At 71.8% G+C, this 19,897-nt stretch carries 19 protein-coding genes; 14 read left to right on the forward strand and 5 right to left on the reverse strand.

Going from position 1 to position 19,897, the window contains the following annotated elements:
• Positions 1-75 precede the first annotated feature (75 nt).
• Positions 76-1,572: a leucyl aminopeptidase gene (locus QSK30_RS30965; RefSeq protein ID WP_285508304.1), complete on the forward strand. Its 1,497-nt coding sequence runs from the start codon at positions 76-78 to the stop codon at positions 1,570-1,572.
• Between the two features lie 67 nt (positions 1,573-1,639).
• On the opposite strand, the gene QSK30_RS30970 is transcribed toward QSK30_RS30965, so the two are convergent.
• Positions 1,640-1,978, reverse strand: a complete 339-nt coding sequence (locus tag QSK30_RS30970; protein WP_285508306.1) for an oxidoreductase — start codon at positions 1,976-1,978, stop codon at positions 1,640-1,642.
• Positions 1,979-2,190: 212 nt separating this feature from the next.
• Between QSK30_RS30970 and lpdA the strand changes: the two genes are divergently transcribed.
• From lpdA to lipB, 5 genes are all read left to right on the forward strand, one after another.
• A complete protein-coding gene (lpdA, locus tag QSK30_RS30975) occupies positions 2,191-3,561 on the forward strand; it encodes a dihydrolipoyl dehydrogenase (protein WP_285508308.1) in 1,371 nt (456 codons plus the stop codon).
• Positions 3,562-3,630: 69 nt separating this feature from the next.
• On the forward strand, positions 3,631-5,391 hold the full coding sequence (gene sucB / locus QSK30_RS30980) for a 2-oxoglutarate dehydrogenase, E2 component, dihydrolipoamide succinyltransferase (protein WP_285508309.1): 1,761 nt from the start codon (positions 3,631-3,633) through the stop codon (positions 5,389-5,391).
• A gap of 105 nt (positions 5,392-5,496) precedes the next feature.
• Positions 5,497-6,381 (forward strand): TIGR01777 family oxidoreductase, encoded by an 885-nt coding sequence (locus tag QSK30_RS30985; RefSeq protein WP_285508310.1) that lies wholly within the window; start codon positions 5,497-5,499, stop codon positions 6,379-6,381.
• A complete protein-coding gene (locus QSK30_RS30990; protein WP_285508312.1) occupies positions 6,378-6,989 on the forward strand; it encodes a phosphatase PAP2 family protein in 612 nt (203 codons plus the stop codon). Before QSK30_RS30985 ends, QSK30_RS30990 begins: the two co-directional genes overlap by 4 nt.
• A 10-nt stretch (positions 6,990-6,999) precedes the next feature.
• Complete coding sequence (lipB, locus tag QSK30_RS30995; protein WP_285508313.1) at positions 7,000-7,737, forward strand: lipoyl(octanoyl) transferase LipB; 738 nt, start codon at positions 7,000-7,002, stop codon at positions 7,735-7,737.
• 10 nt (positions 7,738-7,747) lie between these two features.
• On the opposite strand, the gene QSK30_RS31000 is transcribed toward lipB, so the two are convergent.
• The 3 genes from QSK30_RS31000 to QSK30_RS31010 form a co-directional block, all read right to left on the reverse strand.
• Positions 7,748-8,860: a hypothetical protein gene (locus tag QSK30_RS31000; protein ID WP_285508315.1), complete on the reverse strand. Its 1,113-nt coding sequence runs from the start codon at positions 8,858-8,860 to the stop codon at positions 7,748-7,750.
• 66 nt (positions 8,861-8,926) lie between these two features.
• Positions 8,927-10,009: a hypothetical protein gene (locus QSK30_RS31005; protein ID WP_285508316.1), complete on the reverse strand. Its 1,083-nt coding sequence runs from the start codon at positions 10,007-10,009 to the stop codon at positions 8,927-8,929.
• A 19-nt stretch (positions 10,010-10,028) separates the two neighbouring features.
• The gene (locus tag QSK30_RS31010) at positions 10,029-10,709 is read right to left on the reverse strand and encodes a TetR/AcrR family transcriptional regulator (protein WP_285508318.1); all 681 of its coding nucleotides are present in this window, start codon (positions 10,707-10,709) and stop codon (positions 10,029-10,031) included.
• 110 nt (positions 10,710-10,819) lie between these two features.
• Between QSK30_RS31010 and QSK30_RS31015 the strand changes: the two genes are divergently transcribed.
• From QSK30_RS31015 to QSK30_RS31050, 8 genes are all read left to right on the forward strand, one after another.
• Positions 10,820-11,317 (forward strand): hypothetical protein, encoded by a 498-nt coding sequence (locus tag QSK30_RS31015; protein WP_285508321.1) that lies wholly within the window; start codon positions 10,820-10,822, stop codon positions 11,315-11,317.
• Between the two features lie 58 nt (positions 11,318-11,375).
• Positions 11,376-12,305, forward strand: a complete 930-nt coding sequence (locus QSK30_RS31020) for an oxidoreductase (RefSeq protein ID WP_285508323.1) — start codon at positions 11,376-11,378, stop codon at positions 12,303-12,305.
• 17 nt (positions 12,306-12,322) lie between these two features.
• On the forward strand, positions 12,323-13,324 hold the full coding sequence (gene lipA, locus QSK30_RS31025; RefSeq protein WP_285508324.1) for a lipoyl synthase: 1,002 nt from the start codon (positions 12,323-12,325) through the stop codon (positions 13,322-13,324).
• Positions 13,325-13,527: 203 nt separating this feature from the next.
• Complete coding sequence (locus tag QSK30_RS31030; RefSeq protein WP_285508326.1) at positions 13,528-14,235, forward strand: DedA family protein; 708 nt, start codon at positions 13,528-13,530, stop codon at positions 14,233-14,235.
• A gap of 51 nt (positions 14,236-14,286) precedes the next feature.
• On the forward strand, positions 14,287-15,465 hold the full coding sequence (locus QSK30_RS31035) for a hypothetical protein (protein ID WP_285508327.1): 1,179 nt from the start codon (positions 14,287-14,289) through the stop codon (positions 15,463-15,465).
• Positions 15,444-16,214 (forward strand): hypothetical protein, encoded by a 771-nt coding sequence (locus tag QSK30_RS31040; protein WP_285508329.1) that lies wholly within the window; start codon positions 15,444-15,446, stop codon positions 16,212-16,214. Before QSK30_RS31035 ends, QSK30_RS31040 begins: the two co-directional genes overlap by 22 nt.
• Before the next feature lie 114 nt (positions 16,215-16,328).
• Positions 16,329-18,176 carry a trypsin-like peptidase domain-containing protein gene (locus tag QSK30_RS31045; protein WP_285508332.1) on the forward strand — a complete coding sequence of 616 codons (1,848 nt, stop codon included), beginning with the start codon at positions 16,329-16,331 and terminating at the stop codon, positions 18,174-18,176.
• 77 nt (positions 18,177-18,253) lie between these two features.
• Complete coding sequence (locus QSK30_RS31050) at positions 18,254-19,471, forward strand: hypothetical protein (protein ID WP_285508333.1); 1,218 nt, start codon at positions 18,254-18,256, stop codon at positions 19,469-19,471.
• On the opposite strand, the gene soxR is transcribed toward QSK30_RS31050, so the two are convergent.
• Complete coding sequence (gene soxR, locus QSK30_RS31055; RefSeq protein ID WP_285508335.1) at positions 19,451-19,858, reverse strand: redox-sensitive transcriptional activator SoxR; 408 nt, start codon at positions 19,856-19,858, stop codon at positions 19,451-19,453. The two genes, QSK30_RS31050 and soxR, sit on opposite strands and share 21 nt — an antisense overlap.
• Positions 19,859-19,897 lie beyond the last annotated feature (39 nt).

Below are 19,897 nucleotides of genomic sequence, written 5' to 3' on the forward strand. Positions count from 1 at the left end.
CCGGCCCCACCAGGTCCGAAAGGTCTCACGAGGACCCAGCCGGGTCACCCGAGCGATATCCCGAGGAGCACATCTGTGACCGCCCCCAAGTTGGCCCTGGCCGCCACCCCGGTTTCCGAGGCCCCCGTCGACGCCATCGTCGTCGGCACCATCCAGAACGGGTCGGGCGCGGTGCTCGCGCCGGGCAGCGAAGCGGTGGACGCGGCGTTCGACGGCAAGCTGACCGAGGTGCTCGGCGCGCTCGGCGCCACCGGCAAGGCCGACGAGATCGTCAAGATCCCCACCCTGGGCAAGCTCAAGGCCGCCGTGGTCGTGGCCGCGGGCCTGGGCAAGCCGGGCGCCGACGGCGCCGTCACCGCCGAGCAGGTGCGCCGCGCCTCCGGTGCCGCCGCCCGCGCGCTGCTCGGCAGCCGCTCGGCCGCCAGCACGCTGTCCACTGTGGACCTCCAGGGCGCGGTCGAGGGCACCGTGCTCGGCGCGTACTCGTTCACCGCCTACCGGTCCGAGGGCACCCGGCCGGAACTGGCCAAGGTGGACCTGGCCGCGCCCGCCGAGGGCACCACAAAGGACCACCGCGCCACCCTTAAGGCAGCCACCGCGATCGCCGAGGCCGTGGCCACCGCGCGCGACCTGGTGAACACCCCGCCGAACGACCTCTACCCGGCCTCCTTCGCCGACAGGGCCGCCGCGCTGGCCAAGTCGCTGGGCCTCGAGGTCGAGGTGCTCGACGAGAAGGCGCTCAAGAAGCAGGGCTTCGGCGGCATCCTCGGCGTCGGCGTCGGCTCCACCCGCCAGCCCCGGCTGGTGCGGATCACCTACAAGGGCGCCAAGGCGCGCAAGCGGGTCGCGCTCGTCGGCAAGGGCATCACCTTCGACACCGGCGGCATCTCGATCAAGCCCGCGGCCAACATGGAGCAGATGACCTCGGACATGGGCGGCGCGGCGGCGGTCATCGCCAGCGTCGTGCTGGCGGCGAAGCTGAAGTACCCGCTGGAGGTCACCGCGACGGTGCCGATGGCCGAGAACATGCCCTCCGGCGCGGCCTACCGCCCGGGCGACGTCCTGACCATGTACGGCGGCAAGACCGTCGAGATCCTCAACACCGACGCCGAGGGCAGGCTCATCCTGGCCGACGCCATCGTGCGCGCGGGCGAGGACGACCCGGACTACCTGATCGAGACCGCCACGCTCACCGGCGCCCAGGTCGTGGCGCTGGGCAACCGCACCTCGGGCGTGATGGGCAGCGACGAGTTCCGCGACCGCGTCGCCGCGATCGCCCGGGCCACCGGCGAGGGCGGCTGGGCCATGCCGCTGCCCGAGGAGCTGCGCGCGGACCTGGACTCGCGGCTGGCCGACCTGGCCAACGTGACCGGCCACCGCTGGGGCAGCATGCTCGCCGCGGGCGTGTTCCTCGCCGAGTTCGTGCCCGAGGGCCTGCCCTGGGCGCACATCGACATCGCGGGCCCGGCGTACAACGCGGGCGCCCCGTGGGGCTACAGCGGCAAGGGCGCCACCGGGGTACCGGTGCGCACCATCGCCGCGGTGCTGGCCGACATCGCCGAGAACGGCTGACGAGCGGGACCGAGCAGTGATCCACGCCGCCGCGACCGGGGTCCCCGGGCGCGGCGGCGTGGGCGTCTCAGCCCCGGCCCTCGCGCTTCTGCCTGGCCATGTAGTCGCGCATCCGCTGCGGGTAGCCGACCCTGGCCACCTCGTACACCGGGATCGACCGCTTCTTGCCGAACTCCAGCGCGCTGTCGAAGTCCGCGATCCGCCGCCGGGTCCACTCGCCGTCGTGCGCGACGAGCACCATGGTCGTGTCCGTCACGTTGGTCCGGGGCTCCACGTAGGCCTCGACGCCCTGGCGCTCACCCGCCCACTCGTCCAGGTGCGCCGTGTCCTGCTTGCTCGCCCCGCGCAGCACGCCGGGCTTCTGCCGCTTCCTGCGCAGCGAGTCGAAAACACCCACCGACGCCACCTCCGAATGTCGGTCCGCTCCTACCAGTGTCCCCGACCCGATCGGGGTACCAGCGGGTAACTCGAACAGGGGTGTAGGACACACCGGCCACCTCGCAAGCGTGCCCCACGTAGTGACAAGATGTCGTGTGGTGGCAGGCGCGGGCCGAAACCCGGCCACCACCTCGGAAGACTTTCGATGTATAGAACGTTGTCGCCTGTCGAGGAGATCCCGTGACTGACACCTCCGCTGACCTTGTGATCCTGGGTGGCGGGTCCGGTGGCTATGCCTGCGCCTTCCGCGCCGCCGAGCTCGGACTCTCGGTCATCCTGGTGGAGAAGGACAAGGTCGGTGGCACCTGCCTGCACCGCGGCTGCATCCCGACCAAGGCGCTGCTGCACGCCGCCGAGGTCGCGGACAACGCGCGCGAGGGTGACCAGTTCGGCGTGAAGTCCTCGCTGGAGGGCATCGACATGAACGGTGTCAACTCCTACAAGGACGGCATCGTCGGCGGCCTGTACAAGGGCCTGCAGGGCCTGTTCAAGGCCAACAAGGTCACCATCGTCGAGGGTTCGGGCACCTTCGTCGGGCCCAACTCCGTCGAGGTCGACGGCACCCGCTACACCGGCAAGAACGTGGTGCTGGCGACCGGCTCCTACGCCCGCACGCTGCCCGGTCTGGAGATCGGCGGCCGGATCATCACCAGCGACCAGGCGCTGAACCTGGACTACGTGCCCGAGCAGGTCGTGGTGCTCGGCGGCGGTGTGATCGGCGTGGAGTTCGCCAGCGTGTGGCGCTCCTTCGGCGCCGAGGTGACCATCGTCGAGGCGCTGCCCCGGCTGGTGCCGCTGGAGGACGAGTGGGCCTCCAAGCAGCTCGAGCGCGCCTTCCGCAAGCGCGGGATCAAGTTCAAGACCGGGGTCCGCTTCACCGGCGCCACCCAGGACGACAACGGCGTGCACGTGTCGCTGGAGTCCGGCGAGACCTTCGACGCCGACCTGCTGCTGGTCTCGGTCGGCCGCGGCCCGAACAGCGCGGGCCACGGCTACGAGGAGGCGGGCCTGAAGATGGACCGCGGCTTCGTGCTCACCGACGAGCGGCTGCGCACCAACCTGCCCGGCGTCTACGCCGTCGGCGACCTGGTGCCCGGCCTGCAGCTCGCGCACCGCGGCTTCCAGCAGGGGATCTTCATCGCCGAGGACATCGCCGGGCAGAACCCGAAGGTCATCGACGAGGCGGGCATCCCCAAGGTCACCTACTGCAAGCCCGAGGTCGCCTCGGTCGGCCTCACCGAGGCGCAGGCCAAGGAGAAGTACGGCGCCGCCGAGACGCTGGTCTACAACCTCTCGGGCAACGGCAAGAGCCAGATCCTCAAGACCAGCGGCGGGGTCAAGCTGGTCAAGGCCCCCGACGGCCCGGTGGTGGGCATCACCCTGGTCGGCGAGCGGGTCGGCGAGCTGATCGGCGAGGCCCAGCTGATCTACAGCTGGGAGGCCTACCCGGAGGACGTCGCCCCGCTGGTGCACGCACACCCGACCCAGAACGAGTCGCTCGGCGAGGCCTTCCTGGCGCTCGCGGGCAAGCCACTGCACGTGCACGGCTGACCGCCGGACGGCTCAGCCCACACCCGCAAGTCAGCCGCAGCAGGAAGAGCACGAGGAGTCTGAACAACCATGGCGTTCTCCGTTGAGATGCCCGCCCTCGGTGAGAGCGTCACCGAGGGCACCGTCACCCGCTGGCTCAAGCAGGAGGGCGACACCGTCGAGGTCGACGAGCCGTTGCTCGAGGTCTCCACCGACAAGGTCGACACCGAGATCCCCTCCCCCGCGGCGGGCGTGCTGCAGAAGATCGTCGCCCAGGAGGACGAGACCGTCCCGGTGGGCGCCGAGCTCGCGGTGATCGGCGACGGCAGCGGCGGCGGTGGCGAGAGCGCCCCGCAGGCCGAGTCCGAGCCGGAGCCGGAGCCGGAGCCGGAGCCCGCGCAGGCCGAGGAAGAGGCGTCCGCGCCCGGTCCCCAGCCGTCGGCCGACGCGCCCTCGGGCGGCAGCGGCAAGGGCACCGCGGTGACCATGCCCGCCCTGGGCGAGAGCGTCACCGAGGGCACCGTCACCCGCTGGCTCAAGCAGGTCGGCGACAGCGTCGAGGTCGACGAGCCGCTGGTGGAGGTCTCCACCGACAAGGTCGACACCGAGATCCCGTCGCCGGTGGCGGGCACCCTGCTGGAGATCAGCGCGGGCGAGGACGCCACCGTCGAGGTCGGCGGCAAGCTGGCGGTGATCGGCGACGCGGGCAGTGCCCCGGCCGAGACCCCCGCCGCTCCCGAGCCCGAGGCCCCGAAGCAGGAGGCCCCCAAGCAGGAGGAAGCGCCCAAGCAGGAGGCCGCCAAGGCCGAGGCGCCCAAGCCCGCCGCCACCCAGGCACCGGCCCCCAGCCGCGCGCCGCAGCCCGCGCAGGACACCCAGGCGCAGGACAGCCAGTCCGCCAACGGTGCCGCGCCCTACGTGACCCCGCTGGTGCGCAAGCTCGCCACCGAGCACGGTGTGGACCTCGGTTCGCTCACCGGCACCGGTGTCGGCGGTCGCATCCGCAAGCAGGACGTGCTCGCCGCCGCGGAGGCCGCCAAGGCGCCCGCGCCGGAGCCCGCCCCGCAGCAGCCCGCCGCGCCCGCCGCGAAGTCCGCGCCGAGCAAGGCCCCGGTGTCGGACACCTCGCTGCGCGGCACCACGCAGAAGCTCACCCGCCTGCGCCAGACGGTCTCCCGCCGGATGGTCGAGTCGCTGCAGACCGCCGCCCAGCTCACCCAGGTGGTCGAGGTCGACGTCACCCGGATCGCCAAGCTGCGGTCGCGGTCGAAGTCGGCGTTCGAGCAGCGCGAGGGCGTCAAGCTGACGTTCCTGCCGTTCTTCGCCAAGGCCACCGTCGAGGCGCTCAAGGGGCACCCGAAGCTCAACGCCTCGATCAACGACGAGACCAACGAGGTCACCTACCACGGCGCCGAGCACCTGGGCATCGCGGTGGACACCGAGCGCGGCCTGCTCACCCCGGCCATCCGCGACGCGGGCGACCTGAGCATCTCCGGGCTGGCGCACAAGATCGGCCACCTGGCCGACCGCACCAGGGCCAACAAGGTCACCCCGGACGAGCTGTTCGGCGCGACCTTCAACCTGACCAACCTGGGCAGCCAGGGCGCGCTGTTCGACACCCCGATCATCCAGCTGCCGCAGGTCGGCATCCTGGGCGTCGGCCTGGTCGTCAAGCGCCCGGTCGTGGTGACCGACGAGAACGGCGACGACAGCATCGCCATCCGCTCGATGGTCTACCTGGCGCTGACCTACGACCACCGCCTGGTCGACGGCGCCGACGCGGGCCGGTTCCTCAGCGCGGTGAAGTCCCGCCTGGAGGAAGGCGCGTTCGAGGGCGACCTCGGGCTCTAGCTTGTCGATCGCGAGAGGGGCCGTCCCGGTCGGGGCGGCCCCTCTCGCGTTGTCCGCCGTCACCCGGAAGTGCGGTGGCGCGGGATCTTGGGGACGATTCACCCCATGCGTGTAGTAGTCGCCGGTTCGTCCGGCCTGATCGGGACCGCGCTCGTGGCCAAGCTCCGCCGGGACGGTGACGAGGTCGTCCGGCTGGTCCGGCGCCCACCGCAGGGCCCCGACGAGCGGCAGTGGGACCCGCCCGCGGGCAAGCTCGCCGAGGACGCCCTCGACGGCGTGCACGCGGTGGTCAACCTGTGCGGCGCGGGCGTCGCGGACCGGCGGTGGAGCCAGGCGCGCAAGCAGGTGCTGCTGGACAGCCGGATCGAGCCGACCGAGGTGCTGGCCGCCGCGGTCGCCCAGCACGGGGTCCCGGTGCTGGTCAACGGTTCCGCGGTGGGCTACTACGGCGACACCGGCCCCGGACCCGCCGACGAGACGCAGCCGCGCGGTGCCGGGTTCCTGGCCGAGCTGTGCACGCGGTGGGAAGCGGCCGCCGAGCCCGCGAAGGCGGCGGGAGCGCGGGTCGCGCTGGCCCGCACGGCGCAGGTGCTCTCGCGGCACGGCGGCCTGCTCGGTCCGCTGCGCCCGCTTTTCGCGCTCGGCCTGGGCGGGAAGCTGGGCGGCGGCAAGCAGTACATGCCGTGGATCCACCTCGACGACGAGGTCGACGCGCTGGCGTTCCTGTTGCGCGAGGACATCAGCGGGCCGGTAAACCTGGTCGGCCCGAGTCCGGCGACCAACGCCGAGTTCACCCGCGCGTTCGGCCGCGCCAAGAACCGGCCCGCGCTGCTGACCGTGCCGAAGGTGGCGCTGCAGGTCGCCCTCGGCGAGCTCGCCGGGGAGGTTCTGCGCAGCCAGCACCTGGTGCCGAAGGTGTTGCAGGACAATGGGTTCCGCTTCCAGTACGACTCCGTGCAGGACGCGCTGGCGGCCACCGAGGCGCGGTGAGGCGGTCACTGGCGCTCGGCGGGCTGCTGCTGATCGCTTTCCTGCTGCTGGGCGCGGTCGTGTCCGGCCCGGCGCCGGGGATCGACGAGTTCCTGGCGAACTCGGTCGGCGCCGACTACCAGGGCACCGCCGGGCGCATCGCCTACGGCATCAGCCTGGTGCTCGGCCCGGTGCTGCCCGGGATCACCGCACTCGCGCTGATCGTCGCGGCGCTCGTGGTGCGCGGGCGGGACCCGCGGCTGATGGGTGTGCTGCTGCGCTGTGTGTTGCTACTGGCTGCGTGCCGGGCGGTGTCGCTGGTCAAGCCGTACTTCCACCGCGTCCGGCCGCGCGACTACCCGGACTTCAGCTACCCGAGTGGACACGTCGTCTCGGTCGCGTCGGTGGCGTTCACCGCGGTGGTGCTGTGCGCCTGGGTCGCGCGCGAGTGGCTGCGCACCGTGGTGATCGTCGCCGCCGCCGCGGTGGCGCTGATCGCGCTGTGCCGGATGCTGCTCGACGTGCACTGGTTCACCGACGTCGTCGGCGGCACCGTCGGCGTGGTGGCGGTCGGCCTGCTGGCCGGGTGCGCCCTGCGGCTGCTGCCCGCCGGGAGACCGACGGCGTAGGGTCGGCACCGTGAGCATCCGGGACATCTCCTGCCGCGCCGACGACACCCGACCGGTGGTCGTGCGCGAGCTCGGGACCATCGACTACCAGGCGGCCTGGGACGTGCAGCGCGAGCTGGCCCACGACCGCGCCGAGGACACCGGCGGCGACACCCTGCTGCTGCTGGAGCACCCGTCGGTCTACACCGCGGGCAAGCGCACCACCGACGACGAGCGCCCCGACGACGGCACCCCGGTGATCGACGTCGACCGCGGCGGCAAGATCACCTGGCACGGGCCGGGGCAGCTGGTGGGCTACCCGATCGTCAAGCTGTCCGACCCGGTGGACGTCGTGCAGTACGTGCGCCGGGTGGAGGAGGCCCTGATCGAGGTGTGCGCTCGGCTCGGGCTGGCCACCGGCCGGGTCGAGGGCCGCAGCGGCGTCTGGCTCGCCGCCGACGAGACCCGCCCCGAGCGCAAGATCGCCGCCATCGGCATCCGGGTGCAGCGCGGGGTCACCCTGCACGGCTTCGAGATCAACTGCGACGCCGACCTGAGCGCGTTCGACCGGATCATCCCGTGCGGCATCCGGGACGCGGGCGTCACCTCGCTCACCGCGGAGCTGGGTCGCCGGGTCACCGTGGCCGAGGTGCTGCCGCTGGCCCGCGAGGCCGTGCTGGCCGCGCTGGCGGGCACGCTCCCGGTGTCCGAGCACCCGCTGGCCGAGCCGGAACCCGCCACCCCGGGCGTCACCTTCGCGCTGAGCTGACCCGCGGGTCTCAGTCGATCTTCCCGGCATCGGTCCGCGCCGGGTCGACTTGCCCTGGACCGATCTTGGCGACCGCCAGCAGCGGGTAGCCGGGGAAGCCCGCGGCCCGGGTCGTGCCCGGCTCGGGCTGCCCGGCGAACCACAGCGCCCCGGTCTCCCACACGGTCCCGAGCAGGTCGACCGACGCTCCGGGAAGGCGCGCGGTGCGCGTCTCGCCGTCGGGAAGGGTGAGCACGGCGGTCGCCTCGGCGGTCCCGTCCAGTCGGGCTCTCCACGGCCCCAGCAGTGCCGAAACGGCCACCCACTCCCCCGCCTCGACGAGTCCGGGGAGCCGCAGCCCGGCCCAGCGGTAGCGGGCTTGCAGGAGCAGCAAGACACCCGCGAGCACGACCATGGCCAGCCACATCACCGCCCCGGGAACGTTGAACGGGGAGACGGTGGTCAGGAAAACCCCGCCGAGGGGTGTCGACGGCACCAAGACCGCCAGCGGGCCCAAGACGTCCAGCCGGGCCCGAGCAGCCGCCCGCCGGCTGACCTCCGCGGCCGAGACCTGTTCGACGACGGCCGCGGGTCGAAGCGGACGGGTGCGCACCACCGCGGGCCAGAACGCGTGCGCGCCGTCCACCCGGAACACGCACAGCGCACCCGCCGGACCCACCAGCCAGGCCCGGCCGGTGCGGGAGATCATCGCCCGGTGCGCGGGCGGCAGCCCGCGCACGGTGAGCGGGACGAACGCGCCGTTCTCCTCGATCTCGACCACGGTGGACTCCCACCCCACGCGCACCACCCGCGTGGTGACCGGCCGCCAGGCCTGGGTGGTGAGCAGTTCCGCGCCCCGGGGCACCCAGCCGATCTGGCGCCAGACGAGGACCGAGGCCACCAGGCTGCCCACCAGCACCACCGCCCACGCGACGCTGGCGGCGAGGGTCCGGCCGCCGATCACCAGGAGCACCAGCGCGATGGAGTACAGCGGGACCTGGAGCACGAGCATCGGCCCGAGCCGCAGCCACCGGTGCCTGCTCCGGTGTCCACTCAGAATCACCTCGGTGGTCGGGTCGCCCGCGGCTGGCCGGTCCGTCGCCGGGTCCGGCACCACCCCGATGTCCGTGCCGGTGTCCGCCATCGTGTTCCCCCCGTGCTCCCCAAGTTCGCCGCGCCGCCGAGATGATCCTCCCACCGGGGCACTCCGTCAGGCGGAGATCTTCGCGACCGCCAACATCGGGTAGCCGGGGAACCCGACAGCGACCACCTCGCCCGGGACCGGCGCCCCCGCGACCCACAGCGCGCCGGTCTCGGCCACGGCGCCGAGCAGGTCGACCGTGCCCGCGGCCAGGGACGCGGTGCGGACCGAGCCGTCCGGCAGCCAGAGGGTGAGGGTGACCGCCACCGTGCCGTCCGGCCGCGCGGTGGCGGGGGCGGCGAGCGCGCGCACCTGCGTCCACGGCCCGGCCTTGATCAAACTGGGCAGCCGCCACTCGGCGAGCAGGTACCGCTTGCGCCACAACGGGGCGGCGGCCGCGATGGCTATCGCGAGGCTGACCACCAGCTCGACGAGCAGCAGGTCGGGGTCCGACACCGTCCCGAGGAAGAAGGCGCCCAGCACGAGCACGACCACCACGGGCATGGCCAGCACGAGAACCCGCTGCCGCAGCAGGGTGGCCCACCGGTGCGTGGGTTCCGCGCGGTCAGCGGCCGGGACGCGCACCGCCGTCGGCCGCTTGTCGGCCGGCACGGCGGGCCACGCCTCGTGCGACCCGGCGACCCGCAGCGCGGCCGCACCGGACTGGTCGGGCCCCACGACCCAGGCCTGGTCCTCGCGCGCCAGCACACCGCGGTGCGCCGAGCTCAGCGAGAACACCTGGAACAGCGAGGTCGTGCCCACGCGGCCGTCCGGGTCGTACTCGGTGGCCTCGACCACCGAGTACGCCTTGGCACCGCGCAGCGTGACCACCCGCGCCTGCCGCCACGGGGCCGACTCGAGCAGGTCCCGGCTGGTCCGGAGCCGTTTACCGATCTTGAGCCACTGCACCCCGGTGATGGTGAGGAGTGCGGTCAGGGCCACCAGCAGGACGAAGAAGCCGCTCGCGTCGTCGGACAGGACGAGCAGGTCGGCGACGGCGAACACGGCGAGCACGGCCGCGTTGCCGAAGGCGCGCAGCGCGACCGATCGCGGGTCGCGGCGGAGCCCGAAGAGCAGGGCGGTGGTCGGGTCGGCGAGCACGGGCCGGTCGAGCGCGGGCCCGGGCAGGACGACCCGCGAAGGTGCGGTCATCGATCTGTCTCCCCAGTGACTAACCCCGGAGCCGGCGCAGCAGGGACGCGGGCTCGCGCCCCGGTTCGTCGTCCGGGCTCTCGGCAGGCGCCTGTCTGCGCATGCCGTGCAGCACTCTAATGATCGTCTGCGAGACCTCGGCACTGGCTTTCTTGGGGTCCTCGGCACCGGCGATGACCGCGGCGCCGGTCTGCAGCGCGCCGAAGAGGATGCGCGCGGTGACCTCGACCGGCAACGGGTCGATCTCGCCCGCCTCGATGAGCGACTCGATGGCGGCCCGGACGATGCCGTAGCTGAAGTGCTCCTCGGCCTCGCGCCAGCGCTCCCAGCCCATCACCACCGGGCCCTCGTGGATGGCGATGCGCTGGTAGGAGGGCTCCAGGCAGACCTTGACGTAGGCCTGCAGGCCGCTGACCGCCCGGTCCCACGGGGTGCCCGGCCCGGTGACCACCTCGCCGAGCCTGCTCATCACGGCGCGCTCGACCGCGTCGAAGGCGGCCTCGAACAGCGCCTGCTTGCCGCTGAAGTGGTGGTAGAGCGCGCCCTTGGTGACCCGGGCGCGCTTGGCGATCGCGTCCAGCGAGGTGGCCGAGTAGCCCTGCCTGGTGAACAGCGCGACGGCCGAGTCGACCAGGGCCTGCCTGGTCGACTCGCTGTAGTCCACTCGCCTCGACCGCGCTGTCGGCACGCTCACAACCATAGGACATACCGGGGGTACGTACCGGTGGTATGTTGGCCGCATCGGTTCCGTACCGACGGTATGCCGCAAACCCACGGTATGGCCGCGGTCACGGTGAGGGGAGCCCGCGGATGAGCTGGGACGACTTCTATCGCAGGCGGGACGCCCTGGACGCGGCGCTCGCGCACCTGCGGCACAACCCCGAGGGCTCGCTGCCCCTCGACGAGGTGGCCGACGTCTTCGACAGCGCGACCGCGCTGCTGCTCGCCCTGCACTACCGCTGGACCCTCAAGCTCGCGGGCCGGGTCGGCCTGGCGCAGGCCACCGCCGAGAAGGACCCGTCGGTCGACCTGGTCGACGCTGTCGCCCAGGCCTGGCGGACCACCGCCACCGAGCACCCGGTGCTTCGCCGCGTGCTCGACGCGCACCCCGAGACCGTGCGCCCGGCCGAGGAGGGCGAGTACCGGATGCTCGCGCTGGCCGCGAACCTGGCGGAGTACGGCGACTCGCGCGACGAGCTGACCCGCGTCGGTGCCGCCTTCGTCGCCTTGCTGCGCTCCGCCCCGCCGCGCGCGGCCCGTCGCCGCACCCCGGTCGACCTGCTGCGCAGGCTGGTCGCCAGCGCCTGAGCGGACTCTCAACCGGGGCTGCCTACCATCGGGTAGCACACGACCCGAGGAGGACGCGATGAGCTGGTCCGAGGCCGACATCCCGCGCCAGGACGGCAAGACCGTGCTGGTCACCGGGGCCAACTCGGGCCTGGGCCTGCGCACCGCCCAGGTCCTCGCCGAGCACGGCGCGCACGTGATCATGGCGTGCCGGTCGGTGGAGCGCGGGAAGGCCGCGCTGACCACGATCGACGGCGCCGCCGAGCTGCTGGAGCTGGACCTGGCCGACCTGGCGTCGGTGCGCAAGGCCGCCGCCGAGGTCCGCGAGCGCACCGGCGACCACCTCGACGTGCTGGTCAACAACGCGGGCGTGATGGCCACCCCGCGGGCCGCCACCGCCGACGGCTTCGAGCTGCAGCTGGGCACCAACCACCTCGGCCACGCCGCGCTCACCTGGCTGCTGATGCCCGCCTTGCGCGAAGTCCCGGGCGCGCGTGTGGTCACCCTGTCGAGCATTGCCCACCGAGGCAGCGGCCTGGACCTCGACGACCTCAACTTCGAACGGCGCCGCTACCGGGCGGGCGCGGCGTACAGCCAGTCCAAGCTCGCGAACCTGGTCTTCGCCGTGGAGCTGCACCGCCGGGCCACCGCGGCCGGGCTGGACCTGGTCAGCGTGGCCGCGCACCCGGGGATGACCGACACCGAGCTGGCGGGCAACTCCGCCCGGCTGCGCGCGAGCGGTCCGCTGGGCCGGGTCGTCACCGCCGTGGTGGACGTGGGGAACAAGCTGATCACCCAGTCGCTCGCCCGCGGCACCCTGCCCCAGCTCTACGCGGCGACCGCGCCGGACGTGCGCGGCGGCGAGTACTTCGGGCCCACCGGCCCGGCGGAGATCTTCGGCGCTCCGGGGCGGGCGAAACCGCGGGCTGCCGCCCTCGACCCCACGATCGGCCGGACATTGTGGGGGCGAACGGCCGATCTGACCGGTGTTTCTCCGGATCCGGCCTAGAGGCGTAGCCTGACCGTGTGACAGTCGCGCCTGAGGGTCGGAAGATGCTGCGCCTGGAAGTGCGCAACGCCCAGACACCGATCGAGAAGAAGCCCTCGTGGATCAAGACCAAGGCGAAGATGGGCCCCGAGTACCGGGAGCTCAAGGGCCTGGTCAAGCGTGAGGGCCTGCACACGGTGTGCGAGGAAGCGGGCTGTCCCAACATCTACGAGTGCTGGGAAGACCGCGAGGCGACCTTCCTGATCGGCGGCGAGCAGTGCACCCGCCGGTGCGACTTCTGCCAGATCGACACCGGCAAGCCCGCCGACCTCGACCGCGACGAGCCGCGCCGGGTCGCCGAGTCGGTGCAGGCGATGGGCCTGCGCTACTCCACGATCACCGGCGTCGCCCGCGACGACCTGCCCGACGGCGGCGCCTGGCTCTACGCCGAGACCGTCCGCCAGATCCACGCGCTCAACCCGGGCACAGGCGTGGAGCTGCTCATCCCGGACTTCAACGCCGAGCCCGACCAGCTGGCCGAGGTCTTCGGCTCCCGGCCGCAGGTGCTCGCGCACAACCTGGAGACGGTGCCGCGGATCTTCAAGCGGATCCGGCCCGCGTTCCGCTACGAGCGGTCGCTGCAGGTGATCACCGAGGCGCGCGAGTTCGGCCTGGTCACCAAGTCCAACCTGATCCTGGGCATGGGCGAGACCCCGGACGAGGTCACCGAGGCGCTGGCGGACCTGCATGACGCGGGCTGCGACATCATCACCATCACCCAGTACCTGCGCCCCAGCGTGCGCCACCACCCGGTCGACCGGTGGGTCAAGCCGGAGGAGTTCCTGGCGCACAAGGAGTCCGCCGAGCGGATCGGGTTCGCCGGGATCATGGCCGGACCGCTGGTGCGCTCGTCCTACCGCGCGGGCCGCCTCTACACCCAGGCCGTCGAGCACCGCGGCCAGCAGGTGCCGGAGAACCTGCGGCACCTCGCCGAGGCGGGCGAGTCCAGCCAGGAGATCAGCGCGCTGCTCAAGCGCTAGTAGTCCCCTGGTCTGACCCCGGGATCGGAGCACGGGTCGATCCCCGGGTTCACCCTGATCTGCCACGCTCGACAGAACGAGACAATTCGTACGCGCACCGCGGCAACCCGCCGCGGGTCCGGCGCGTCACTTCTCGCGTACTGCCGGGTGAACCCGGTCCCCGGGTCGTCCGGGGCCGGGCTTGGGTGAGGGGAACCTTGATCGTGGCCTTGCTGACCGACGTCCTCGAATGGCTCCAGGCGCTGCCGCAGCCCGCGCTCGTCGCCGCGACCGGTGGGCTCGTGCTCGCCGAGTGCACCATCGGCTTGGGCTTCATCGCCCCCGGCGAGGGTGGCCTGCTCATCGCCGCGACCACGGTCAACAGCGTGCCGCGGTTCCTGGTCCTGTGGGCGGTCGTCACCGTCTGCGCGGGCATCGGCGACTCGGTCGGCTACTTCATCGGCCGCAAGTACGGCGTCAAGCTGCGCGAGACCAAGCTGATCCAGAAGTACGGGGTGGACGGCTGGGACAAGGCCACCGACATCCTGCGCAGGCGCGGTGCCTGGGCGGTGTTCTTCGCCCGCTTCATGCCGGTGGTGCGGACCCTGACCCCCGCGGCGGCGGGGACCTCGGGTCTGCCGTACCGCAAGTTCCTCCCGGCCGTGGTGGCGGGCGCGGCCTGCTGGTCGGCGCTGCACATCAGCATCGGCGCGGCGCTGGGCGAGGCCGCCAAGCGGCTCGAGGGCGTGCTGAGCACCGGCGCGGCGGTCGTGCTGGGCGTCGTCGTGCTGGTCGTGCTGGTGATGCACCTGCTCAAGAAGCGCAAGAAGGCCAAGGCGGCGGCCGAGCCGGTCTCGATCCAGCTGACCGTGCCCACCTCGGCGTCCGGCGTCACGCCGGACGAGGACCCGGAACTCGCCACCGCCAAGTGAGCGGGCACCCGGAACACCAGGGGGTCGGCAAACGATCACCCTGGTGTGTCCGTGAGCACCGATCCGCCGTTCCGCGTCGTTGATCGGCCGTTGTCGGTCTACCGGCGCAAGAGGTTCCTCGTGCCGTTCCTGTCCGCGACCGCGGTCGCGCTGGTCGGGGTGATCACGCTGTTCGCGGGCGGGGTGGTCGCGCTGCCGTTCGACCGGGTGGTGGTCATCCGGGGGAAGATGGCCTCGAAGTCGGACTTCTTCACCGACCCCGAGGTCCAGCGGATCCTGATGGGGTACGGCCTCCAGGTCACCGTGGACAAGGCGGGCTCGCGCGACATCGCCAACGGCGACCTGGACCCGTACGACTTCGTCTTCCCGTCCGGGCAGCCCGCCGCCGACCTGATCAAGGACCGGCGCACCCGGGAACACCGGCACACCAAGGTGTTCAAGCCGTTCTTCAGCCCGGTCGTGCTCGCGACCTACCGCGAGTACGCCGAAGCGCTGCGGGCGAACGGCATCGCCACACCGCAGGGGCCGCTCTACTACGACATGCCGATGCCCGCGTTCACCGCGCAGCTGGGCCGGTTCGCGCCGTGGCGTGAGCTGGACCCGTCGCTGCGCAACGACAACCAGGTCACCGCGCAGACCTCCGACGTGTGCTCGTCGAACTCGGCGGGCACCTACCTGGGCATGGTCGCCTTCGCCGAGAACGGGAACCGGATCCCGCAGGACGAGGAGTCGGCGCGGGCGCTGGCCCGCAAGGTCAAGCCGCTGCTGACCATCCAGGGCATGCCCGGCGACGACATGGCGCGCAGCTACCTGGCGCCCAACGGCCAGACCCTCGCGCCGATCGCGGTGATCTACGAGCACCAGTTCCTGGCCCACCAGATCCGGGTGAAGCGGCAGACCGGCCGGGTCGACGACCGCCGGGTGCTGCTCTACCCGGCCGCGCAGCTGCAGGCCGTGCCCGAGCTCATCGGGCTCGACGAGGCGGGCGACCGGTTGGGCGAACTGATGACCACCGACCCCGACCTGCGCGCGCGGGCGCTGGAACTGGGCTTCCGGGTCTTCGAGGGCGATGACCCGGCCACCGCGGGCGAGTTCAGCCGGTTCCTGACCGGCGCGGGGATCCCGGTGCCCACCTCCGGCATCGGCAACACCGAGACGTTCCTCCCGCCGCTGCCGCTGCTGGAGCTCATGATCAACGAGGTCGGGCAGTGCCCGGTGCCGACGCCGTGATCGACCGCGGGCTGTGGTGGTCGGTGTGGTGGCCGTGGGTGGCGGTCTGGGCGCTGACCGCGCTGGCGGTGGTCGTGGCCGTCGGCGCGTTCGCGCTGGCCTGGTCGGCCCGGGCGCGCGCGGCCCGGACCCGGCACGTCCCGGAGATCACCTTCTACCTGCACGAGAAGTCGGTGATGGACCTCTACCGCGCGGGCGGCTACGGCGACGCGCTGCGCCGCGAGGTCGAGGTGCGGGAGGGCGCCAGCACCGAGGGCTGGTTCGGGTTCGCCACCCGGTTCTTCCGCGGCCACCGGCGGCGCACCGACGAGCGCGAGATGGTCAGCCGCTACATCACCACCGCCGAGCCGATCGAGGTGATCGGCGTGCTGATCGACGCCCTCGACGCCGCCGACGGCGTGGTGCACGTGGACCTGCGCAACCAGACCATGGTCCGCACCGGCGCGGTGGCCGCCGCCCAGGAGAAGGAGGGCTCCGCCACCGTCCGGCTGCGCCAGCTCGACGGCTACGTCTCGGTGCGCGGGGTGTTCCGGATGACCGAGCACAACGGCGGCAGGCCGGTGTTCCTGGCGCCGTTCGGCGACCCGGACGATCCTGGGGCCGGCCCGCAGCTGCGGGTCGAGTGCCACCAGGACGGCCTGCGCGACGACGAGATCCCCGAGGGCCCGTTCCACGCGCGGTGCCTGGGCAAGGTGCAGTCGTGGAACTCCGGCGAGCTGGTCGTGCGGCCGATCGCCATCTTCCAGTAGCGCTAGTCCGCTCGGCAGTGTGAATCAGTTATGGCGGTTTGAGATTACCCGGGCGGTATCGCTTGTCGGGCAACCTTTTCCCACGGATCCGCCACCCTGCCGAGGAGCCCGCCGATGTTGCTTCGCCGAGTCCTGCCCGCGATTGTCCTGGTAGCGGCCACTTTGGGGCCCGCCCCGCCGGTCGGCGCCGAGGTCGCCGCCACCGCTGACGCCGTCGCGGCGGCGCCCGCCCCGCGCGATTCCCGGGTGGTCCAGACCGGTGTCGCGCAGTCGGCGACCCGGTCGATCCAGTACGGGAACACTGGGAAGTCGTGGCGCACCGAGATCCACGAGGCGGGCGCCGCCTACGTCAAGGTGCACTTCGCACCACTGCGGCTGGTCGGCGACGACTACGTGACCGTCTCGTCCCCGGACGGTCGCGAGGTCTACACCTACTACGCCGACCGCAAGCGCGGGTCCGACTTCACCGAACACGGTGACCCCGGGTTCGCCGCGATGTCGATCGACGGCGACACCGCGGTCGTCACCCTGCACGCGACCGGGAACCGTGACGCGGCAAGGCTTTCCCGCCAGGGCTACGGTGTGCGGGTCACTCGCTACGACCGCGGTTACGGCCAGGCCGAGCTCGCCGCGCACAACCCGGTGGCGATGAGCGTGTGCGGCACGGACGCCCGCCGCGACGTGGTCTGCTACCAGTCCAGCCACCCCACCGAGTACGCGCGGTCGAACGCCGTCGCGCGGCAGCTGGTGGACGGCATCGGCTCGTGCACGGCGTGGCGGGTCGGCAACACCAACCGGATGCTCACCAACGCGCACTGCATCGAGAATGCCGCGGACGTGCGCTCCAGCGAGTTCCAGTTCGACTACCAGTGCGCCACCTGCGGCGGGGAGAACCCGCGCACCGGCACCAAGGTCAGCGGTGCGGAGCTGATCCGGATCAGCGCGCTCGCCGACCTGGACTACACCCTGTTCAGCGTCAACAACTTCGACAGCATCAGGCAGTACGGCACGCTCTACCTCGACGTGCGCGAGCCCACCGCGAACGAGCGGATCTACATCTCCGGGCACGGCGACATCAAGCCCAAGCGGCTCTCCATCTACGAGGACACCGAGGGCGGTGCCACCTGCAAGATCGACGTGGTGTCCGCCGGGGTGAACACGGGGTACCGCTGCGACAGCTCCGGGGGCAACTCCGGGTCCCCGGTGCTGGCCGGGTCGTCGCACAAGGTGATCGCGCTGCACCACCTGGGCGGCTGCCCGAACTGGGGCACCCGGATCACCCTGGTGTACAACGAGATCAAGAACGACATCGACAACACCAGCGGCATCCCCTCGCCGGGCGACGACTTCACCATCGACCCGAACCCGCGCCAGGGCTCGGTGGCCCCCGGCCAGTCGGTGGTCGTCGCGGTGAACTCGGCGGTCGTCTCGGGCAAGAGCCAGGTGGCGACGCTGACCACGTCGGGCCTGCCCGCGGGCACCACGGCCGTGCCCAACCCCAGCACCATCCAAATCGGACAGACGGCGACCCTGACCCTGAGCACGTCGGCGAGCACCGCGCCGGGGACCTACCCCATCACCATCACCGCCGCGGGATCATCGGTGACCCGGTCCACGACCTATCAGCTCACCGTCACCGGGTCGACGCCCGCGTGCCAGGGCATGGAGGTCACCAAGACCGGGACGCTCTCGACGGGCGGCAGCCAGTACCAACCCGACGGGTCGTTCTTCCAGACCACGGTCGCCGGCGCCCACCAGGCCTGCCTGACCGGCCCGGCGAGTGCGAACTTCGACCTCTACCTGCAGCGCTGGAACGGCTCCACCTGGCCAACTGTGGCGCAGAGCACGAAGACCGGCTCCGCCGAATCCCTTACCTACAACGGATCCGCGGGCTACTACCGGTACCGAGTGGCCTCGACCACCGGTAGCGGAACGTACACGCTCGGTTACAACGTCCCCTGACCTGCGGGGCGGCGCCTCCACCGGTGGCGCCGCCCCCCGAGTCCACCGGTGAACCGCGCACCCTTAGCCTTGGTGGAGTGACTTCGCTCAGATCACGTCTGGTCGCGTGGTGCGTGCTCGCGGTGGTCAGCTGGATCAACCTGGTCTCGCACGCCCCCTGGCAACGGGACGCGCACCTCAGCGCCTACGGCGACGCGCTCGAGTACTACCGGATGAGCGAGCAGACGTTCGCCCCGGTCGACAACCCGTTCGCGCTGCGCGTGCTCACCCCGTGGCTGGTGCGCAAGCTGCACCAGATCAGCGGGATCAGCCCCGACTCGGTGTGGATCGGGTTCACCTTCGTCACGACGCTGGCCGCGGTGCTGCTGTTCCACAGCATGCTGCTGCGGCACTTCAAGGTCAGCGCGTACACCGCGCTGCTGGTCGCCGGGATGCTGGCGTGCACCTTCTGGTACGCGCCGTACCTGTTCGGCAACCCGTGGCTGGTCGACCCGCTGAACAACCTGCTGTACGTGGCGGCCATCTGGCTGGCACTCGACCGCAGGCTGCTGTGGTTCACCGCGGTCGTGGTGGTGGGGACGGTCAACAAGGAGACCACCCTGCTGCTGGCCCCGCTGTACCCGCTGCTGGCCCTGGCCCGCACCCGCAAGCTCACCGACCGCTCAGTGCTGGCGGGCGCCGCTGCGACGGTCGTGGCCGCCGGCCTGTACTTCGCGTTCCGCCTGTGGGCCCAGGCCCGCATCGGCGGTGACTACGCGCTGGGGGCGGGACAGGCCAACAAGTCTTTGATGGACAACATCCGCTTCGCCCTCGCCAGCGCCAAGGGCCGCGACCAACTGGCGATCTGGAGCGTCTTCAGCTTCGCTTGGCTCATCTGGCTCTACGGCCTCTACCGGCTGCGGGTGACCAGCGGCCTACGCCACCCCCTGATCGTGACCAGCGCCTGGGTGTTCTTCTGCTGCCTGTTCGGCAGGGTGCTGGCGACCGACACCGAGCGCGTGTTCGTGATGCTGGCACCGGTCCTGCTGGCGGTCATCGCGGTTACCCTCGACCACTACGCGGGCCCCGCCCAACGCCCCTGGCTACTGGCCATCGCCGCGATGTACGTGGCCCGCCAACTGCACTGGGTCAGCGACCCGGTCACCTTCATCATCGACGTGGTCGCCTTGGGCGTCTTCGCCGCCATCGTCACCCTCACCCACCGCAACACCCGACCTGCGGCGACGATCGAGCCGGAGGGCGCGCCGAGTGCGCAAGACGTCCCCGCGGGCCGGTCAGCCGGGGTTGACCAGTAAGCACTGGTCGAAGGATAGGCAGCCGCACCCGACGCATCGGGTGAACTGGTCGCGGACGCGCCGCAGCTCCGCGATGCGGCCGTCGATGGTCGCACCCCAGCACTCCGAGGCCCGCAGCCACAGCTCGCGGGTGGGCGCGACGTCGTGCGGCAGGTAGTCCAGCACGCCCTCGATCTGCGCCAGCGGCACGCCCACGCTCTGCGAGGCACGGATGAACGCCAGCCTGCGCACCGTGCTGCGGTGATACCGGCGCTGGTTCCCGGTGGTCCGACGGCTCTGGATGAGCCCCTTGCGGTCGTAGTAGCGCAGAGCAGAGGCAGGCACGCCGCTGCGCTCGGACAACTCGCCGATGGTCAGCTCCGTGGCGACCGCTTCGGGATCCGACATGAACCCAACCTAGCTTGACTTGAACCCGGGTTTAACCAC

This window comes from Actinokineospora sp. NBRC 105648 (assembly GCF_030269645.1).
Classification (GTDB): Bacteria; Actinomycetota; Actinomycetes; order Mycobacteriales; family Pseudonocardiaceae; genus Actinokineospora.

Bases quoted from the DNA above. Each gene is read 5' to 3' on its own strand.
- sucB (WP_285508309.1), top strand. From the start codon at position 3,631: ATGGCGTTCTCCGTTGAGATGCCCGCCCTCGGTGAGAGCGTCACCGAG.
- QSK30_RS30985 (WP_285508310.1), top strand. From the start codon at position 5,497: ATGCGTGTAGTAGTCGCCGGTTCGTCCGGCCTGATCGGGACCGCGCTC.
- QSK30_RS31000 (WP_285508315.1), bottom strand. From the start codon at position 8,860: ATGGCGGACACCGGCACGGACATCGGGGTGGTGCCGGACCCGGCGACG.
- QSK30_RS31005 (WP_285508316.1), bottom strand. From the start codon at position 10,009: ATGACCGCACCTTCGCGGGTCGTCCTGCCCGGGCCCGCGCTCGACCGG.
- QSK30_RS31010 (WP_285508318.1), bottom strand. From the start codon at position 10,709: ATGGTTGTGAGCGTGCCGACAGCGCGGTCGAGGCGAGTGGACTACAGC.
- QSK30_RS31015 (WP_285508321.1), top strand. From the start codon at position 10,820: ATGAGCTGGGACGACTTCTATCGCAGGCGGGACGCCCTGGACGCGGCG.
- QSK30_RS31020 (WP_285508323.1), top strand. From the start codon at position 11,376: ATGAGCTGGTCCGAGGCCGACATCCCGCGCCAGGACGGCAAGACCGTG.
- QSK30_RS31045 (WP_285508332.1), top strand. From the start codon at position 16,329: ATGTTGCTTCGCCGAGTCCTGCCCGCGATTGTCCTGGTAGCGGCCACT.
- soxR (WP_285508335.1), bottom strand. From the start codon at position 19,858: ATGTCGGATCCCGAAGCGGTCGCCACGGAGCTGACCATCGGCGAGTTG.